This window comes from Burkholderia seminalis (genome assembly GCF_001718535.1).
GTDB lineage: Bacteria > Pseudomonadota > Gammaproteobacteria > Burkholderiales > Burkholderiaceae > Burkholderia > Burkholderia seminalis.
On sequence record NZ_CP013398.1, the window covers coordinates 1,473,903 to 1,489,207 of the forward strand.

Here is a 15,305-nt window from a genome sequence, read left to right on the forward strand (position 1 = left end):
CCGTCCTCGCGCCACGCGAGCGTTTCCCCACGAGGCAACCATGAGTCTTTCCCCGTTTCACCTGGCGATTCCGGTCTACGACCTGTCGGCCGCACGCGATTTCTATGGCCGCGTGTTCGGGCTGGCGGAAGGGCGTTCGAGCGCGCAGTGGGTCGATTTCGACTTTTATGGGCACCAGCTCGTGATTCACGAGCATCCGAAGACCGCGTCGCAGGACGGCGCGCATACGAATCCGGTCGACGGTCACGACGTGCCGGTGCCGCATTTCGGGATCGTGCTCGACTGGCCGAGCTGGGAGGCGCTGGCCGAGCGCCTGCGCGCGTTCGGCGTGACCTTCGTGATCGAGCCGTACGTGCGGTTCCAGGGGCAGGTCGGCGAACAGGCGACGATGTTCCTGCTCGATCCGTGCGGCAATGCGCTCGAATTCAAGGCGTTCCGCGATATCGGCCAGCTGTTCGCGAAGTGACCGGCGGCGCCGTCAGCGCCGATTGAATTTGGGTGCGAGAATGCGGCCTCCGGCACGCGCGCAGGTGCGCAGGCCGATGCCGCGCCGCACGGCATCCGTCCGCGCGCGCCGTTCTCCAAGGAACACGTATGGACAGTCACATCGCTCCGGTGGCGCTGAAGAACGCCTACCGTCTCCTTAACCACGGCCCGACCGTGCTCGTGTCGGCCCGCCACGACGGTGTCGACAACGTGATGGCCGCCGCGTGGGCATGCGCGCTGGACTTCCTGCCGCCGAAGCTGACGGTCGTGCTCGACAAGTCCGCGAAGACGCGCGAGCTCGTCGAGCGCAGCGGCACGTTCGTGATCCAGGTGCCGACGGCCGCGCAACTGCGGCTCACGCATGCGGTCGGCAGCCACAGTCTCGCGGAGCGGCCGGCCAAGCTGCGCGAAGCGGGCGTCGAGCTGTTCGACGTCGACGGGCATGACCTGCCGTTCGTCGCCGGCTGCTCGGGCTGGCTCGCGTGCAAGCTGATTCCCGAGCCGCACAACCAGCAGACCTACGACCTGTTCATCGGCGAAGTCGTCGGTGCGTGGTCCGACACGCGCGTGTTCCGCGACGGTCACTGGTATTTCGAATCGGCCGATCCCGCGCTGCGCAGCCTGCACTACATCGCGGGCGGCAATTTCTATGCGATCGGCGAATCGCTGCACGTCGATCCGGACGCGCAGTAAGCGCCAGCCGACCGGCCAGGGTCGACCGGAGCGCGCGATTCACGCGCGCCTTTTCAATTCCGCCAGCATCGCTTCGGCGAACGCCTGCGCGACGCGCGGCAGCGTGCGCCCGCGCTTCGTGACGAGCGCGATCGGCCGCACGAATGCCGGGTCGTCGATCGGTTTCGCGACCAGCTCGGGCTCGGCGCGCACCTCGCGCGCGGTCGCGGGCAGGATCGTCACGCCGAGGCCGCCGCGCACCATCGCGACGGCGGTCATCATGTAGGTCGGCTCGCACGCGATGTCGGGCGTGCAGCCGGCCGCCTCCAGCGCGGCGTCGACGACGCTGCGCACGCTCGTCCCTTGCGCGGTCAGCACCAGCGGCACGTCCGCGAGGTCGGCGGTGGCGACGCGGCGCTTGCGCGCGAGCGGATGATCCTTCGGGCACACGGCGACGAGCCGGTCGGCGCCCGCGTACAGCACCTCCAGCGACGCGTCGAACGTGTCGCCGCCCGTCAAGCCGAGATCGGCTTCCTCGTTGCGCACGAGCGCGGTGACCAGGCTCGCGACGCCGTCACGGATCTCGAAGCCCGCCCGCGGCACGTCGTGCCGGAACGCCTGGATCAGCTCCGGCAGCATGCTGGACGCAAAGGTCGGCAGGCAGGCGAGCCGTACCGTGCCGCTCGTGCCTTCGCCGAGCGCGCGCGCATCGCGCAGCACGCGCTCCATGTCGTCGAGCGAGCGCTGCAGCAGCGGCAGCAGTTCGCGTCCGGTCTGCGTCAGCGCGACGCTGCGGCTGTTGCGGTCGAACAGGCGCGCGCCGACGATCTCCTCGAGCCGGCGGATCTGCACGGTCAGCGCCGGCTGCGACAGGTGCAGCCGCGCGGCCGCGCGCGTGAAGTTGCCGGCGTGCGCGACGGTGACGAACGCGCGAATGTCGCGAAGATTCAGATCCATAACGGTTCGTGATTGCTGCGATCAAATCATTTCAATTGTGCTATCGCTGCGCCGACCTTACGCTCGTCTCCAACAAAAGACAAGGTAGGAGACACGGATGCTGCCGTTACTCGGGCTTGGCACGATCGTCGTGCTGCTGGCCGCGATTCTGTCGAAGCGGATGTCGCCGCTCGTCGCGCTGATCCTCGTGCCGATCGCCGCGTCGCTGATCGGCGGCTTCGGGCTGCACACCAGCAAGTTCGTCGTCGACGGGCTGAAGGGCCTCGCGCCCGTCGTCGGGATGTTCGTGTTCGCGATCCTCTATTTCGGGACGATCACCGACGCCGGCACGCTCGACCCGATCATCGACCGGATCCTGCGCGCGGTCGGCACGCGGCCGACCCGCATCGTGATGGGCACGACGCTGCTCGCGCTGCTGATCCACCTCGACGGCTCGGGCGCCGTCTGCTTCCTCGTGACGATTCCGGCCGTGCTGCCGCTGTACGACCGGCTGAAGATGGACCGGCGCGTCCTGGCCGCCGCCGTGTCGATGGCCGCGGGCATCAACTTCCTGCCGTGGACGGGACCGATGATCCGCGCGTCGGCGTCGCTGCACCTGCCGGTGTCGGCGCTGTTCAATCCGCTGATCCCGGTGCAGGCGATCGGGCTCGTGTTCGTGTTCGGCGTCGCGTACTGGCTCGGGCGGCGCGAGGAGAAGCGGCTCGGCCTGTCGCGCGACGACCCGTCGATTCCGCTGCCCAAGCGCGAGCTGACGCCCGACGAGCAGGCGTTGCGCCGGCCGCACCTGTTCTGGTTCAACCTCGTGCTGACGCTCGTCGTGCTCGGCACGATGGTCGTGATGGGCGAGAAGATCCCGCCCGCGATCATGTTCATGGTCGGGCTGTGCATCGCGCTGATGGTGAATTATCCGGACGTCGACATGCAGCGCAAGCGCATCGATGCGCATGCGCGCGCCGCGCTGATGATGGCCGGCATCCTGCTCGCGGCCGGCGTGTTCACCGGGATCATGCAGGGCAGCGGGATGCTGAAGGCGATGGCGCAGGCGGCGGTCGGCTTCGTGCCGCCGTCGATGGCCGGCCACATTCCGGTCGTGCTCGGCCTCGCATCGATGCCGCTCAGCATGCTGTTCGACCCCGATTCGTTCTACTTCGGCGTGCTGCCGGTGATCGCGGAAGTGGCCGGCCAGTTGGGCGTGCCGGCCGTCCAGGTCGGACAGGCCGCGCTGCTCGGCCAGATGACGACGGGGTTCCCGGTCAGTCCGCTGACGCCCGCGACGTTCCTCGTCGTCGGCCTGTGCGGCATCGAGCTGGCCGAGCACCAGAAGTTCACGTTTCCGCTGCTGTTCGGCGCCTCGATCGTGATGACGATCGCATGCGTCGTGCTGGGCATCTTTTGATTTTCGCCGGCGGCGCGCCCGCCGGGACACGGTACCGACATGACAGCAAAGCAACCTGAACGGCGCGTGCGCATCGGCGCGGGCGCCGGCTACTCGGGCGACCGGATCGAGCCCGCGGTCGAACTCGCCGAACACGGGCAACTCGACTATCTCGTCTTCGAATGCCTGGCCGAGCGTACGATCGCGATCGCGCAGCAGGCACGACGCCAGGATCCGGCGCTCGGCTACGATCCGCTGCTCGACGCGCGGATGCATGCGGTGCTGCCGGTCGCCGCGGCGAAACGCGTGCGCATCGTGTCGAACATGGGCGCCGCGAACCCGCGCGCGGCGGCGCGGCGCACCGCGCAGATCGCGCGGTCGCTCGGCATCGCGGGGTTGAAGGTCGCGGCGGTCGAAGGCGACGACGTGCGCGATGTCGTGCTGCGCGGGGCGTTCCGCTTCGAGGAATCGGGCGACGAAGTCGCCGCGTATCGCGACCGCATCGTGTCCGCGAATGCGTATCTCGGCGCCGCGCCGATCGTCGACGCGCTCGCGGCCGGCGCGGACGTCGTGCTGACCGGGCGCGTCGCCGATCCGTCGCTGTTCGCCGCGCCGCTGATCCACGCGTTCGGCTGGCGAATGGACGACTGGGACACGCTCGGGCAGGCGACCGTCGTCGGCCATCTGCTCGAATGCGCGGGGCAGGTGACGGGCGGCTATTTCGCGGATCCCGGCTACAAGGACGTGCCGAACCTCGCGCGGCTCGGCTTCCCGATCGGCGAAGTCGCGGCCGACGGCTCGGTCACGATCACGAAGGTGCCGCATGCGGGCGGCCGCGTGAGCGCGGCGACCTGCAAGGAACAGCTGCTTTACGAGATTCACGATCCGGCGCGCTATCTGCAGCCCGATGTCGTCGCCGATTTCACGCGGGTCGCCGTTGCCGAGGAGGCGATCGACCGCGTGCGCGTGACGGGTGGGCGCGGCGCCGCGCGGCCCGATACGCTGAAGGTGTCGGTCGCTTATGTCGACGGGTACATCGGCGAAGGCCAGATCTCGTACGGCGGCCCGGGCGCGCGTGAGCGCGCGCGCCTCGCGCTCGACATCGTCCGCGAGCGGCTGGCGCTGACCGGCGTCGCGGCCACCGAGTTGCGCTTCGACCTGATCGGCGTCGATGCGCTGTATGGCGACGCCACGCCGGCCGCTCATGGCGAGCCGGCCGAGGTGCGCGTGCGGGTGGCCGGCCGCGCGGCGAGCGCCGCCGAGGCCGCGCGGATCGGCAACGAGGTCGAGACGCTTTATACGAACGGGCCGGCCGGCGGCGGCGGTGCGTTCAAGTCGACGCGCGAGGTGGTCGCCGTGCAGTCGGTGCTGCTGCCGCGTGCGGCCGTGACGCCGTCGTTTTCATTCGTGGAGGCATGATGCAACTGCGTGAACTCGCGCATGCGCGCACCGGCGACAAGGGCAATACGCTGAACGTATCGGTCATCTGCCGCGATCCGCGTCATTACGACCATCTGCGCGCGCATCTGGATGCGCAAGCGGTGAAGGCGTGGCTCGCGGGCATCGTGCGCGGCGACGTCGTGCGCTACGAGTTGCCGTCGCTCGGGGCGTTCAATTTCGTGCTGCGCGATGCGCTCGGCGGCGGCGTGACGCGTTCGCTCGCGCTCGACGCGCACGGCAAGTCGGTCAGTTCGGCGCTGCTGGCGATCGAGGTGCCCGACCCGGCGTGACGTGCGGCGTCGCCGCCGGGGGGCGAGTGGCGGCCCGTCACGGAATCAGCAGTTCGCGACGTCCGTCCGGGTGCGCGATGCGCTCGCCGGCGATGTGCAGGCGCTGATCGTTGCGATAGTCGTAGACCGCGCGCGAGGCGGCGAGCTGGTCGAAATCGAGCACGATCGCATGACGCGATTCGGTGTTGCCGGCTTCGAAGATCACGTTGCCGAACGGATCGACCGCGAGGCTGCCGCCGGCGAACACGATGTCGTGCGCGCTGCCGCCCACGCGGTTCGCGACCGCCGCGAACACCTGGTTCTCCATCGCGCGTGCCGACACCGACGTGCGGTGGACGTTGCGGTACGGCTCCATGTTGCCGTCGGTCACGAGGATCAGCTGCGCGCCGAGCGCGGCGAGCGCGCGGCCGGATTCGGGGAATTCGCTGTCGTAGCAGATCAGCAGGCCGATCCGCACGCCGCGCCATTCGACCGTCGCATAGCGGTCGCCGGGCAGCACGACGCCACGCTCGCTTACCCACAGATGCGTCTTGCGATAGCGCAGCGCGATCCCGTCCGGCGTGACGAACACGGTCGTGTTGTAGAAGCGGCCGCCGTCGTTCTCGATCAACCCGACCACGACCGCGACGTCGCGTGCACGCGCGGCCGCGATCACCGCGCCGACGCTCGGCCCGTCGAGCGGCTCGGCGACTGCCGCGAGATTCGACGGATCGAGAAAGCCGGTGAGTTGCGCTTCGGGAAACATCACGATGTCGGTGCCGGGCGCGCAGGCCGCGATCGCTTCGAGCGTGCGCTGCAGGTTGTAGTGCGTGTCGCCGTCGCGGCCGGCGAGCTGGACGATGTCGAGCTTCAGTTTCATGGGCGGGTTCGGGGGGCGTTTGGAACGAAGTTCTAGTATGCGCCGAACCACGCGGTTGCCCATCCCGCCGACGCGTTAACCCGTCGGGGGTATTGATTTCGCGGCTGACGTGCCGGAAGCGACGGCGAACAGGTCCCGTCAAGGTGGAGCGACACGGCGGCGACATCGCGCCGCCCACCGGTCGTCACGTATCGGTCTGGGCCTTCAGGAACAGCGAAAACAGTTCAGACTGCGAATTGATCGCGAGCTTGGCGTAGATGTTGCGCCGGTGCACCTTGACCGTTTCCGCCGAGATGTCCAGCTTGTTCGCGACTTCCTTGTTCGAGCGGCCGCTCAGGATCAGCCGGATCACGTCGAGCTCGCGCGCGGTGAGCGGCGTGCCGAGTCGCGCCATCGCGTGCTCGAATCCGCTCCCGGCACCCGCGCGGGCGTGGGTCCGGCGCGACGGAGCCGGTTCGGCATGCGTGTGCTCGTACGCGAGGCGCTGGCGCATCAGCGCGGCGACCCATGGCCGGACGAGGTCGAGCAAGGCCACCCGCGCGGGACTGAAGCGCCGCTTGCTGCCGAGCGACAGGCACAGCGTGCGCGCATCGTCGAGCACGACGTTGAACTGCACTTCGTCCTCGACGACGTTGTGCGTGAAATAACGCGTGTAGTACTCGGTAGCGCGAAAGCACTCGGGCGCGACGTCGGACAGCCGGAACAGCCCGCTCGTCGGCGCGTCGCGGTTCGCGATGTAGAACGGGTCCAGCAGGTACAGCCCCTGCACGTAGTCGCGGAACAGCGGATCGGGGCCATCGCCTTCGTACGCGCATTCGGCGAACACCTGCGGGCGGCCGTCGCCGAACATCAGCGCGACCCAGCTGTCGACCGCGACGTATTCCTCGATCAGCCGGATCAGCGCGAGCCAGAAACCCGGCTGGTCGAGCGTCTCGATGAGCCGCCCGACCGAGCGGTGCCAGGCGACGTCCTGCAAGCTCAGGTTCATGCGTATGTCCGTGTCGGGCCGGCCGATGCGCGCTGGCGGTGCCGCGCCGTGCGTGTACGCTACGGGCTCGCGGGTGCTTCCCGCCCGCATCGAACGGATCATGGAATGAAGAACGAGATCGTAACGCCGGCCGGCGCGAATGGCGAGGCCGGGCGCGGCCGCCGGTTCGCGGCGCTCGCCGTGCACGTCGCGCTGGCGAGTGTCGGGGCGGCCGCCGCGCATGCGGCTCACGCGGCATCGTCCGCGTCGTGCGACGCACAGCTTACGCAACTGATCGTGCCGGCACTGCGGCAGACCGCATTCGACCGGCAGGCGATCCACGCCGAGCCCGCGGCGCTGACCGGTCAGCCGGACGGCGTGCTGGGCGTCCGGTTGTTCGTCACCCCCGACCGTCCGGGCACGCCGAACCGCGACGCGACGATCGGCTGGGTCACGCTCGACACGCATGCGCTGCGTGCGCTCGACGTGACACGCGATCCCGATCAGCCGGACGTGCTGAAGATCGACCGGCACGCGCTGTCGCGCTACGTATCGACGTGCGTCGCGCCACCGGCCGCCTCCGCGCGTACCGATGCGGCCCCGCACGGCGCCGTCGATTGCGACGCGCTGAACCGCCTCGCGCAGGCGCGGGGCGATCGCGTGCCGGGCAGCGACGCCGGGCGCGTCGTGACGGGCAAGGGGCGGCTGCCGTTCTTTGTCGCGCCGGACGACGCGTGCCGGATCGACGGCCTGTTCATCGTCGAGCACGATCACGTCGACGCGCGGACCGAATACGGCCGGTTCACGGCGGTCACGTATCTGAATCCGCGCACGCACGGCATGGCCGACGGCTGGGTGCCGAGCGCGCGATTGCGACCGGACGGCACCGGCATCGCGCCGCGGCAACCCTGATGGCCCGTCCGTATCGACCTTGTCCTCCGAATCGCCCATCTCCATGAACGTCCAGAACCCGAAAACACGCGTGAAGCCATTCGCGGCCACGCTCGCCGTGCTGTTCGTACTCGCCGCGGCGGCGCCCGTTCACGCGACCGAGCCGGTCCCTCCCGCGCGTCAGCTGCAAAAGTTCATCCGCGACACGTACGGCACGTGGCGCGCCGATCGCAAGGACTGGCAGCCGGATGCGGGCGACTTCATCTATTCGCCGTGCGGCGCGCTGCGCGTCGCGACGGCCCACGGCCCGCGCACGCTGCTCGCGATGTGCGGCGAGACCGAGGCGGCCGTCCAGAACGGGGTGCCGGGCATGGATTCGGACGGCACGCCGGGCACGATCGACCTGTACGTGCTGAAGCCGAGCCAGGACGGCGGCACGCTCGAGCCCGTCGTGAAGAAGACGGATATCGCGTCGGGCAAGCGCGGCGAGCCCGGCACCGTCCGCATCGAGCGGCTCGGCCCGCACCTGTTCGGTTTCGTGATCGGCGACGGCGTCACGCTGCAGGGCTATACGCAGGCGAGCCGGTCGATCTGGCTGCCGCTCGGCAACGCGATCGTCGAAGCCGCGCCGCGCATCAACGAAACGATGGACAACGGCGGGTCGCTCGATTGCGATCATGCGAAGTCGCATTGCGAGCGCCGCACGTTTGCAATCGTGCCGGATACGACCGGCGCGGGCGACGTCTATCCGCTGACGGTCAAGGAGACGGGCGAGCGCGGCGGCAGGGACGTCCATGCGCGCTACACGGTGAGGTTCGACGCGGCGCGCGGGCGCTACGTGGTGCCGAAGGCGCTGCGGGAGGGGTACTGAGCGGGGCGCGTGCCGGCAGGTGTCGTCGGCTTGATTCGCGCGTCGGTCCTGATAAGCTATCGCGATTCCGAGATGGAGAAGTCGATGACTCCCAGCGCCGATACAACAACGACGACAACAACGATGCCCGTCACGGGCCAACAACTCGACACCCTGATGAATCGGCTCGAGGCCGATCTCGAGGAGAGCGATTCGAGCCGTGAAACCGATCTCGCGGCGAGGTTGCGCGCGCAGGCGTTGCGTGCCGATACGCTCGACGCGGTCGCACGTCTGCACACGCTGTGGATGCACGCGGGCGATCCGGCCGCCGCACGCGCGGTGATCGACGTCGACGGCGCGCTCGTCCACGAGGCCGCCCCGCCCGACGCGCGGCCCGATATCCGCATGCAGCTCGCGCTGTACCGATTGCAGGTCGGTCATCACCTGCGCGAGCACGATTCGGTCGCGCAGGCGATCGGCGAGATGCACGAGGTGGTGCGCACGTCGCCGACGCTCGACGCCGAGCGTTATGTGCGATTGCGCATGCTGGATACGCTGGAGCGCGACGGCGCGGCGCATTCGCTCGATGCGATCGAACTGCGGCATGCGCTGAACGGCGCGATTGCCGGGCGGGCCCGGTTCCGCGCGTGGGACGAAGCCGACCGGCAATGCCGGCGCGCGTGGGCGCTGCAGCGTCTCGACCGTGCCGCCGACGCGCGCGCGGCCGCCGAAGCCGCCGTGGCGGCGCTCGGCTCGGCCGCCGCGGATCAGGACATCGACGCGTACGACTGGCTGCGCATCGGCCACGCGATCATCGAGATCGCGCCGCTGCAGCTCGATACGATCCGGCAAGCCGTCGAAGCGCGCGTGGCGGACTGGGCGTTGCCGCCGCGTCGGGAGGTGGAGGTCAGGGTCGCACGGCTCGCCGCGCGTGCGGCGCGCGCGCAGGGCGATCTCGACGGGGCGCTCGCGCAGTGTGCATTCGCGAGACACAGCCTCGAGTCGGACGGCGGCGACGATTTCGTCGAATATGAACTGCCGTGGCTGATCGAAGCCGGTCGATTCGACGAAGCCGGCCGCCGTGCATTCTTCCATGTGTACCAGATCGAAGGCAGCATGCTCGACACGGTCGGGCACATCGTTCACGCGCGGCTGGCCGACCCGTCCGACACGTCGGTCTGGTGGCCGCTGTGCGTGATGCGCGCGGCCGGCTTCGGGCCGACGCTCGAGCGGCTGATCGAACTGGGCCAGCAGTGGCGCGACCCGCTGGCGTCGGGCTCGCCGGTGCATGCGGCGCTCTTCGCCGCGCTCGGCTCGCTCGATGGCGACGCGCGGCGTCATGCGATCGCCGACGCCGCGCGCGAGCTTGCCGCGCAGCGCGCGCCAGGCCATCCGTGGATCGCGCGGCTCGCGGCGGCCTACGACGGCGAAAACGGCCGGATCGACGCGACGACGCAGGCGGCGCGACTGCTCGCCGCCGCGCAGGAAGGCGACCTGCACGACAATCGCACGGCATTCGTGCTGTTCGGCGCGCGGATCCGCGCGCTCGGCGTCGCGGCCGCGCTGAAGCTGCCGCCGCCATCGCTGCCGAGCGGCCTGTGGAGCTATGCGTTCGCGGTGTCGATCGAGGACGAGGTCGACGACGCGCTCGAAGCGCTGCCGGCGGCGCAGCGCGATGACGTGCGCGCCGATCTGGCACGCCTGCAGACCGCGGTGTACGAGCAGGGGCGGGCGTGCATGGAGCGCTTCTTCGAGACGGGCAACGGGCACCCGTACGATGCGTGCGCGCATCTGTATTCGATGCTGTGCAACAACCTCGCGATTCTTTATCGCGGGGTCGAACGGTACGACGACTCGCTGCAGCTGCATCGCAACGGCATCGCGGCGAGCCCGTTCGCCGAGCATTACGACGGCATACGCTACGTGCTCACGTGTCAGGGCAAGGACGACGAGATGCTCGAAGCGGCCGAGCAGCTGTGGCACTACGCCGCCGAAAACGGATACAGCCGGCACGGGCCGAACGGGTACCTGCGCGACGTCGTGCGTGCGCTGTCGCGCGTCGAGCGATCCAACGAAATGCCGATCTGGCTCGAACGTCTCGTCGGCTGGCAGCGCGATAACGACCAGGTCGACGGGAACCTGCCCGCCGAGGCGTTGAGCGCGCGCTTCATCTTCGCGACCTACATGACGGCGTCGCATCCGGACCAGGCGGCCGCGTTGTACGACGCCGCACGCGCGCAGGCGATCGCGTCGAGCGACCTGAGCGTCCAGCTCGACGCCGGCAACGCGGCGTATCAGCTGCGTCGCGATGCCGACGTCAAGCGCTTCTACGAACACGTGCTGGCTGCCAACCCGCACGCGGCCGAACCGCTCGACCTGAACGTCGAGCTGATCGAGCAGCGGATCCGCGAGGCGAGCGGGCTGGCGCCGGCAGCGGACGCGGACCCCGTGCCCGCCGCGTCGAACAAGCGCTGGTGGAAGTTCTGGCAATGACGGCCGCGCTTCGGCGAGCCGGCTATGCGCCGCGCAATGCGCTGAACGCGGACGCATTGAAAGCCGCGATCGCGGCGCGCAGCACCGCGCGCGGCGACGCGCACGCCGTGCGCGCGTGGCTGCTTAACCATTTCTACCGGCATGTCGTCGCGAATTTCGAACCGGCGCGTACCATCGCATCGCTCGACGATGCGCGGCACGCGCTGGGGCACGTCGCGCCACCCGAGTGGGTGGCCCGCCGTTTCGGTCCCGCCGCGAAGATGGCGGGCGCATCCCGCGCCGACGCGCCGGCTCCCGTCGTATGGGTCGATCCGGCCGATCCGGCGCTGCTCGCGCTGGAGGCGACGCTCGTCGAGTTTCTCGAATCGCGCAAGGGCACCGGGCTCGAGGGCAAGCTCGACCGGATCAACTGTCCGCAGGCGCTCGCGTTGTGGGAGCACGAGCATGCGCGGATGGTCGCGCGCGTCGCACGCGGCTGGCGCGAGAGCCGGCCCGAGGCGCTGCGCACGTGGTGCGACACGCCCAACGGGCGTTTCGTCGAATTGTTGCCCGACAGCGGGCTGCTGCGCGAGGAAATGGCGTTCGAGAGTTACGTGATGCGTCACTGCCTCGGCCAGTTCGCGGATCGGCGCGCCTTGACGGGCGGCTACGGCGAACGCTACGCGCAGGCGATCGAGGCACGCACGCTGCGGCTCCTGAGCTTTCGCGACCCGAACGGCCAGCCGCACATCACGATCAGCGTCGCGATACGCGCGGACGGCGGCCTGGACGTCGATCAGGTGAAGGGCAAGCAGAACCGGCCGCCGATCGAGCGCTACGTCGGCGACCTGCTGACGTGCCTGAATGCGCTCGGCACGACCGATCGCACGCCGGACGACTGCATTGCGATCGGCGTCGTGCGCACGGCGTCCGGCTGGTGCCGGATCGAGGACGTGACCGAGGCCGCGGCGCAAGCGCGACTCGTCGCCCGTCATCCGCAACTGTTCGCGCGGCTCGCCGCGCCGACGCCTGCCGTCGAGTGGCTGGTGGCGGCACGGCAGCCCGAGCTGTTGTCGCGGCGGCCGCCGCGCGCGGCTTCGGTGCGTTATGCGGTGCGCGCGACGGCGCCGCAGTCGCAGCCGCCGTCGGTCGATGCCGCGGCCGGGTTCGCGACCGAGGGCGTGTCGTGGCCCGGGTACGACGGGCGCGGCGCTCAACGGCCGGGCAGTTGAAGGCGCCGCGACCATGACACTGAAGCTGATCGTCGCGCTGTTCATCCTGTGGCGCATCGTCCGCTACCTGCGCCGGCGCGGCCGCGCGCGTGCGTCGGTGCTGTCCGCGCGCAAGCACTGGGCGCTGCTGCTTGCTCATCCGTACGTGGAGGCGACGGAGTTCTCCCGTTTCAGCGATGCCGATGCGAGCCGCGTGGGCGACGACACGCGCCGGTTCCTGCGCGCGCAGATGCTCCACCAGATGGAGTTGCGTACCGACGCGACGGACGACGACGCGCGCGCGCATCTGGCGAGGGTGCTGGAAACGCAGTGGTTCCGGGCCGATCTCCACGCGCTGCACGCCGACGACGAACCGCGCGCCGCGCTCGCGTTCGCCTGCGCGCGGATGGCCTTCTTTGCGCGCGCCGCGATGCTGATGGGCTGGGCCGAGCCGGACGTCGCGTGGCGCGTGCTGCTGCTCAATGCACAGCGTGCGCAGGATTGCTTCGACGGCTGGGAGGATTTCGGCCGCGCGTACGTGGCGGGCCGCAAGCAGTGGGTCACGGCGTTTCGTGCCGATCCGCTCGGTCGCGCGGTCGACGAGGCGGCCGTGCAGCGATGGCTCGCGCCGGCCGACGGCGCGTGGGGGCGGGCGGCCTGGCCGGGCCTCGCGACGTTCGATCCGGAGCCGGTCGCCCGACTGCGTTGATGCCGTCGCCGGCCGGTTTGCGTCAATGCGTTCGTGCGGCGGCGCCGGCATGTGTGATGCGCCGGCGCCGCCGCGCGTCAAACGTACAGATAGCGCACGAGGTGGAAGAACACCGGCGCGGCGAAGCAGATCGAGTCGACGCGATCGAGCATCCCGCCGTGGCCGGCGATCATCGAGCCCCAGTCCTTCGTGCCGAGCGAGCGCTTGACCGCCGACAGCACGAGCCCGCCGACGAAACCCGCGATCACGATCGCGAGCGAGATCCCGAATGCCGCGCCGAAGCTGAACGGCGTCACGCGATACAGCGACGCGCCGCACAGCGTGGCCAGCAGCCCGCCGCCGACGAAGCCTTCGACCGTCTTCGACGGCGACAGCTGCGGCGCGATCTTGCGGCGCCCGAACAGCTTGCCGACGACGTATTGCAGCACGTCGCTGATCTGCACGACGAACAGGAAGAAGAACAGCAGCAGCGCGTTCTGCCCCGCGTAGCGCGGAATGTCGAGGATCAGCACGGCCGGCGCATGGCTCAGCCCGTACACGCACACCATCAGCGCCCAGTTGATCTTCGCGTTGCGGCTGAGGAATTCGCGCGTGTCCTGCGTGAGTGCCGAGACGAGCGACATCGCGAAGAACAGGTGGACGGGCACGAAGATCGAATACATCCCGTACCAGTTGATGCCGAGCAGCAGGTACTGCACGGGGATCGCGATGAAGAACGCGATGAAGAGCGTCGTATGGTCGCTCGCCGTGGTCGGCGTGAGCGTGATGAACTCGCGCAGCGTCAGGTACGACAGCAGCGCGAACACGAGATACGTGACGTTGTTGCCGAGGCCGATCGCGACGGCCATGATCGCGATCATCGCCCACCATGCGCGGATGCGCTGGTTCAGGTTGGCGATGGTGGCGTTCTGCCCGCCGCTGCGCGCGCCGAGGATCGCGCCGATCACGGTCGCGACGACGAGCACGCCCGTCACGCCCGCGACCAGTTCCCAGAAGAGGGTTCGCATGGTTGATATCCGGAAAAGGGGAGAAGAGGGCGCCGCGTTCAGCCGGCCGGTCGTTGCGGCGGCGCGAGCGCGATGACCGCGTCGCGCATGCGGGCGAGGAACGTCGGCTTGTCTTCCTGGGCGTCGAGCGCGTCGTTCGCACCGAAATGCACCTTGCAGATCAGCGGCACGGGCCAGATCGCGCCCTTCGGCATGATGCGCTGCAGGTTCTCGAGGTAGACGGGCGCGAGCGCGACGTTCGGGAACTCGGTCGCGAGATGGAACAGCCCGCTCTTGAACGGCTGCGGCAGCACGTCGGCGCCGCGCGTGCCTTCGGGGAAGATGATGATCGAGTGGCCCTGCCGCAGCGCGTCGCGCACGGGGTCGAGCGGGTCGCCGCCCGATTCGCGGTGGCGGTCGATCAGCACGACGTTCAGCAGTTTCCGCGCGATGTGCCGCTTCAGGTCGCTGCTGTCCCAGTAGTCGCGCGCGGCGACCGGCCGCACGACCGCGCGCACGTCGCGCGGCAGCGCGGCGAGAATCGCGAGCGTGTCGATGTGGCTCGTGTGATTCGAGAAATAGATCTTCTGCGTCGGGGACGGCGGCGCCTGATGCCAGACCGGATACGCGCCGGCGACGAGCCGCACGATGGACAGCAGGAAATCGCGCTGCCAGACGTTGAGAATGTTCATCGGCGCGACGCCTCCTGCCTGCATGCGCGGCCCGCTGCGCACGCGCGGCGGGCGGAACCCCGGAATGCCGGCGCGGCAGGATGCGCGCCGGACGGCTCTTGTTTAAATTTTTTCAAATTCGTGGCTGCCTGTCGCAGGTCCGCGATAATCGGACGATTCGCCGTCGCACGCTGTTGCGTCGCGGCGAATGCGCCGGTCGGCGGCGTGATAATCGGCTGTTGCACGAGTGCCCGTCTGCAGTTCGAATGGATCGCGCCGCGATCGGGCCAGCGGATTATCGCGAGTTTCGCCGAAAAACGCCAGATTGGCGCCGCGCGGGCGGGCCGGGCGCATGCTTGACGCATCGGGGCCGCTCGGCGACGATTAGGGCCGTCCAATGAAGGCCGACCGAGGCCGACCAAGGCCGTTACGCCGCCCGGGGCATGGCGGCGGGAAACGTATCCGATAG

16 protein-coding genes are annotated in these 15,305 nt (G+C 69.4%); 10 read left to right on the top strand and 6 right to left on the bottom strand.

Features of this window, described 5'->3' with window-relative positions:
- The first annotated feature begins 40 nt into the window (after positions 1–40).
- Entirely contained in the window at positions 41–466 is a 426-nt protein-coding gene (locus WJ12_RS06710) for a VOC family protein (RefSeq protein ID WP_034186716.1), read from the top strand.
- Positions 467–594: 128 nt separating this feature from the next.
- Positions 595–1,179, top strand: a complete 585-nt coding sequence (locus WJ12_RS06715; protein WP_034186717.1) for a flavin reductase family protein — start codon at positions 595–597, stop codon at positions 1,177–1,179.
- Positions 1,180–1,218: 39 nt separating this feature from the next.
- Here WJ12_RS06715 and WJ12_RS06720 read toward each other — a convergent pair whose 3' ends face one another.
- Positions 1,219–2,115 carry a LysR family transcriptional regulator gene (locus WJ12_RS06720; RefSeq protein WP_059557023.1) on the bottom strand — a complete coding sequence of 299 codons (897 nt, stop codon included), beginning with the start codon at positions 2,113–2,115 and terminating at the stop codon, positions 1,219–1,221.
- Positions 2,116–2,212: 97 nt separating this feature from the next.
- On the opposite strand from WJ12_RS06720, the gene WJ12_RS06725 reads away from it, so the two are divergent.
- Genes WJ12_RS06725 through WJ12_RS06735 form a run of 3 tightly spaced genes read left to right on the top strand, consistent with a single transcriptional unit; the run spans position 2,213 to position 5,220 of the window.
- A complete protein-coding gene (locus tag WJ12_RS06725; RefSeq protein WP_034186719.1) occupies positions 2,213–3,511 on the top strand; it encodes a CitMHS family transporter in 1,299 nt (432 codons plus the stop codon).
- A 39-nt stretch (positions 3,512–3,550) separates the two neighbouring features.
- Complete coding sequence (locus WJ12_RS06730; protein ID WP_059557022.1) at positions 3,551–4,909, top strand: acyclic terpene utilization AtuA family protein; 1,359 nt, start codon at positions 3,551–3,553, stop codon at positions 4,907–4,909.
- On the top strand, positions 4,909–5,220 hold the full coding sequence (locus tag WJ12_RS06735; protein ID WP_034186770.1) for an AtuA-related protein: 312 nt from the start codon (positions 4,909–4,911) through the stop codon (positions 5,218–5,220). The genes WJ12_RS06730 and WJ12_RS06735 overlap by 1 nt, the downstream gene beginning before the upstream one ends.
- A gap of 37 nt (positions 5,221–5,257) precedes the next feature.
- On the opposite strand, the gene WJ12_RS06740 is transcribed toward WJ12_RS06735, so the two are convergent.
- Positions 5,258–6,079, bottom strand: a complete 822-nt coding sequence (locus WJ12_RS06740) for a carbon-nitrogen hydrolase family protein (RefSeq protein WP_059557021.1) — start codon at positions 6,077–6,079, stop codon at positions 5,258–5,260.
- A gap of 184 nt (positions 6,080–6,263) precedes the next feature.
- Positions 6,264–7,067, bottom strand: a complete 804-nt coding sequence (locus tag WJ12_RS06745) for a helix-turn-helix transcriptional regulator (protein WP_059557057.1) — start codon at positions 7,065–7,067, stop codon at positions 6,264–6,266.
- Between the two features lie 105 nt (positions 7,068–7,172).
- Between WJ12_RS06745 and WJ12_RS06750 the strand changes: the two genes are divergently transcribed.
- The 5 genes from WJ12_RS06750 (at position 7,173) to WJ12_RS06770 (ending at position 13,179) form a co-directional block, all read left to right on the top strand.
- The gene (locus tag WJ12_RS06750) at positions 7,173–7,958 is read left to right on the top strand and encodes a hypothetical protein (RefSeq protein WP_226103922.1); all 786 of its coding nucleotides are present in this window, start codon (positions 7,173–7,175) and stop codon (positions 7,956–7,958) included.
- Positions 7,959–8,001: 43 nt separating this feature from the next.
- A complete protein-coding gene (locus WJ12_RS06755) occupies positions 8,002–8,808 on the top strand; it encodes a hypothetical protein (protein WP_059557020.1) in 807 nt (268 codons plus the stop codon).
- Positions 8,809–8,964: 156 nt separating this feature from the next.
- Positions 8,965–11,280, top strand: a complete 2,316-nt coding sequence (locus tag WJ12_RS06760) for a hypothetical protein (RefSeq protein WP_156444745.1) — start codon at positions 8,965–8,967, stop codon at positions 11,278–11,280.
- Complete coding sequence (locus tag WJ12_RS06765) at positions 11,277–12,491, top strand: hypothetical protein (protein ID WP_156444744.1); 1,215 nt, start codon at positions 11,277–11,279, stop codon at positions 12,489–12,491. The genes WJ12_RS06760 and WJ12_RS06765 overlap by 4 nt, the downstream gene beginning before the upstream one ends.
- 13 nt (positions 12,492–12,504) lie before the next feature.
- Positions 12,505–13,179, top strand: a complete 675-nt coding sequence (locus tag WJ12_RS06770; protein ID WP_059557018.1) for a DUF1266 domain-containing protein — start codon at positions 12,505–12,507, stop codon at positions 13,177–13,179.
- Between the two features lie 77 nt (positions 13,180–13,256).
- Here WJ12_RS06770 and WJ12_RS06775 read toward each other — a convergent pair whose 3' ends face one another.
- The 3 genes from WJ12_RS06775 to WJ12_RS35830 all read right to left on the bottom strand — a co-directional run bounded on the left by WJ12_RS06775 (position 13,257) and on the right by WJ12_RS35830 (position 15,190).
- Entirely contained in the window at positions 13,257–14,186 is a 930-nt protein-coding gene (locus WJ12_RS06775) for a phosphatidate cytidylyltransferase (protein WP_034186724.1), read from the bottom strand.
- Positions 14,187–14,224: 38 nt separating this feature from the next.
- Positions 14,225–14,857 carry a lysophospholipid acyltransferase family protein gene (locus WJ12_RS06780; RefSeq protein WP_034186775.1) on the bottom strand — a complete coding sequence of 211 codons (633 nt, stop codon included), beginning with the start codon at positions 14,855–14,857 and terminating at the stop codon, positions 14,225–14,227.
- Between the two features lie 102 nt (positions 14,858–14,959).
- Positions 14,960–15,190, bottom strand: a complete 231-nt coding sequence (locus WJ12_RS35830) for a hypothetical protein (protein WP_154233710.1) — start codon at positions 15,188–15,190, stop codon at positions 14,960–14,962.
- Between the last annotated feature and the right edge of the window lie 115 nt (positions 15,191–15,305).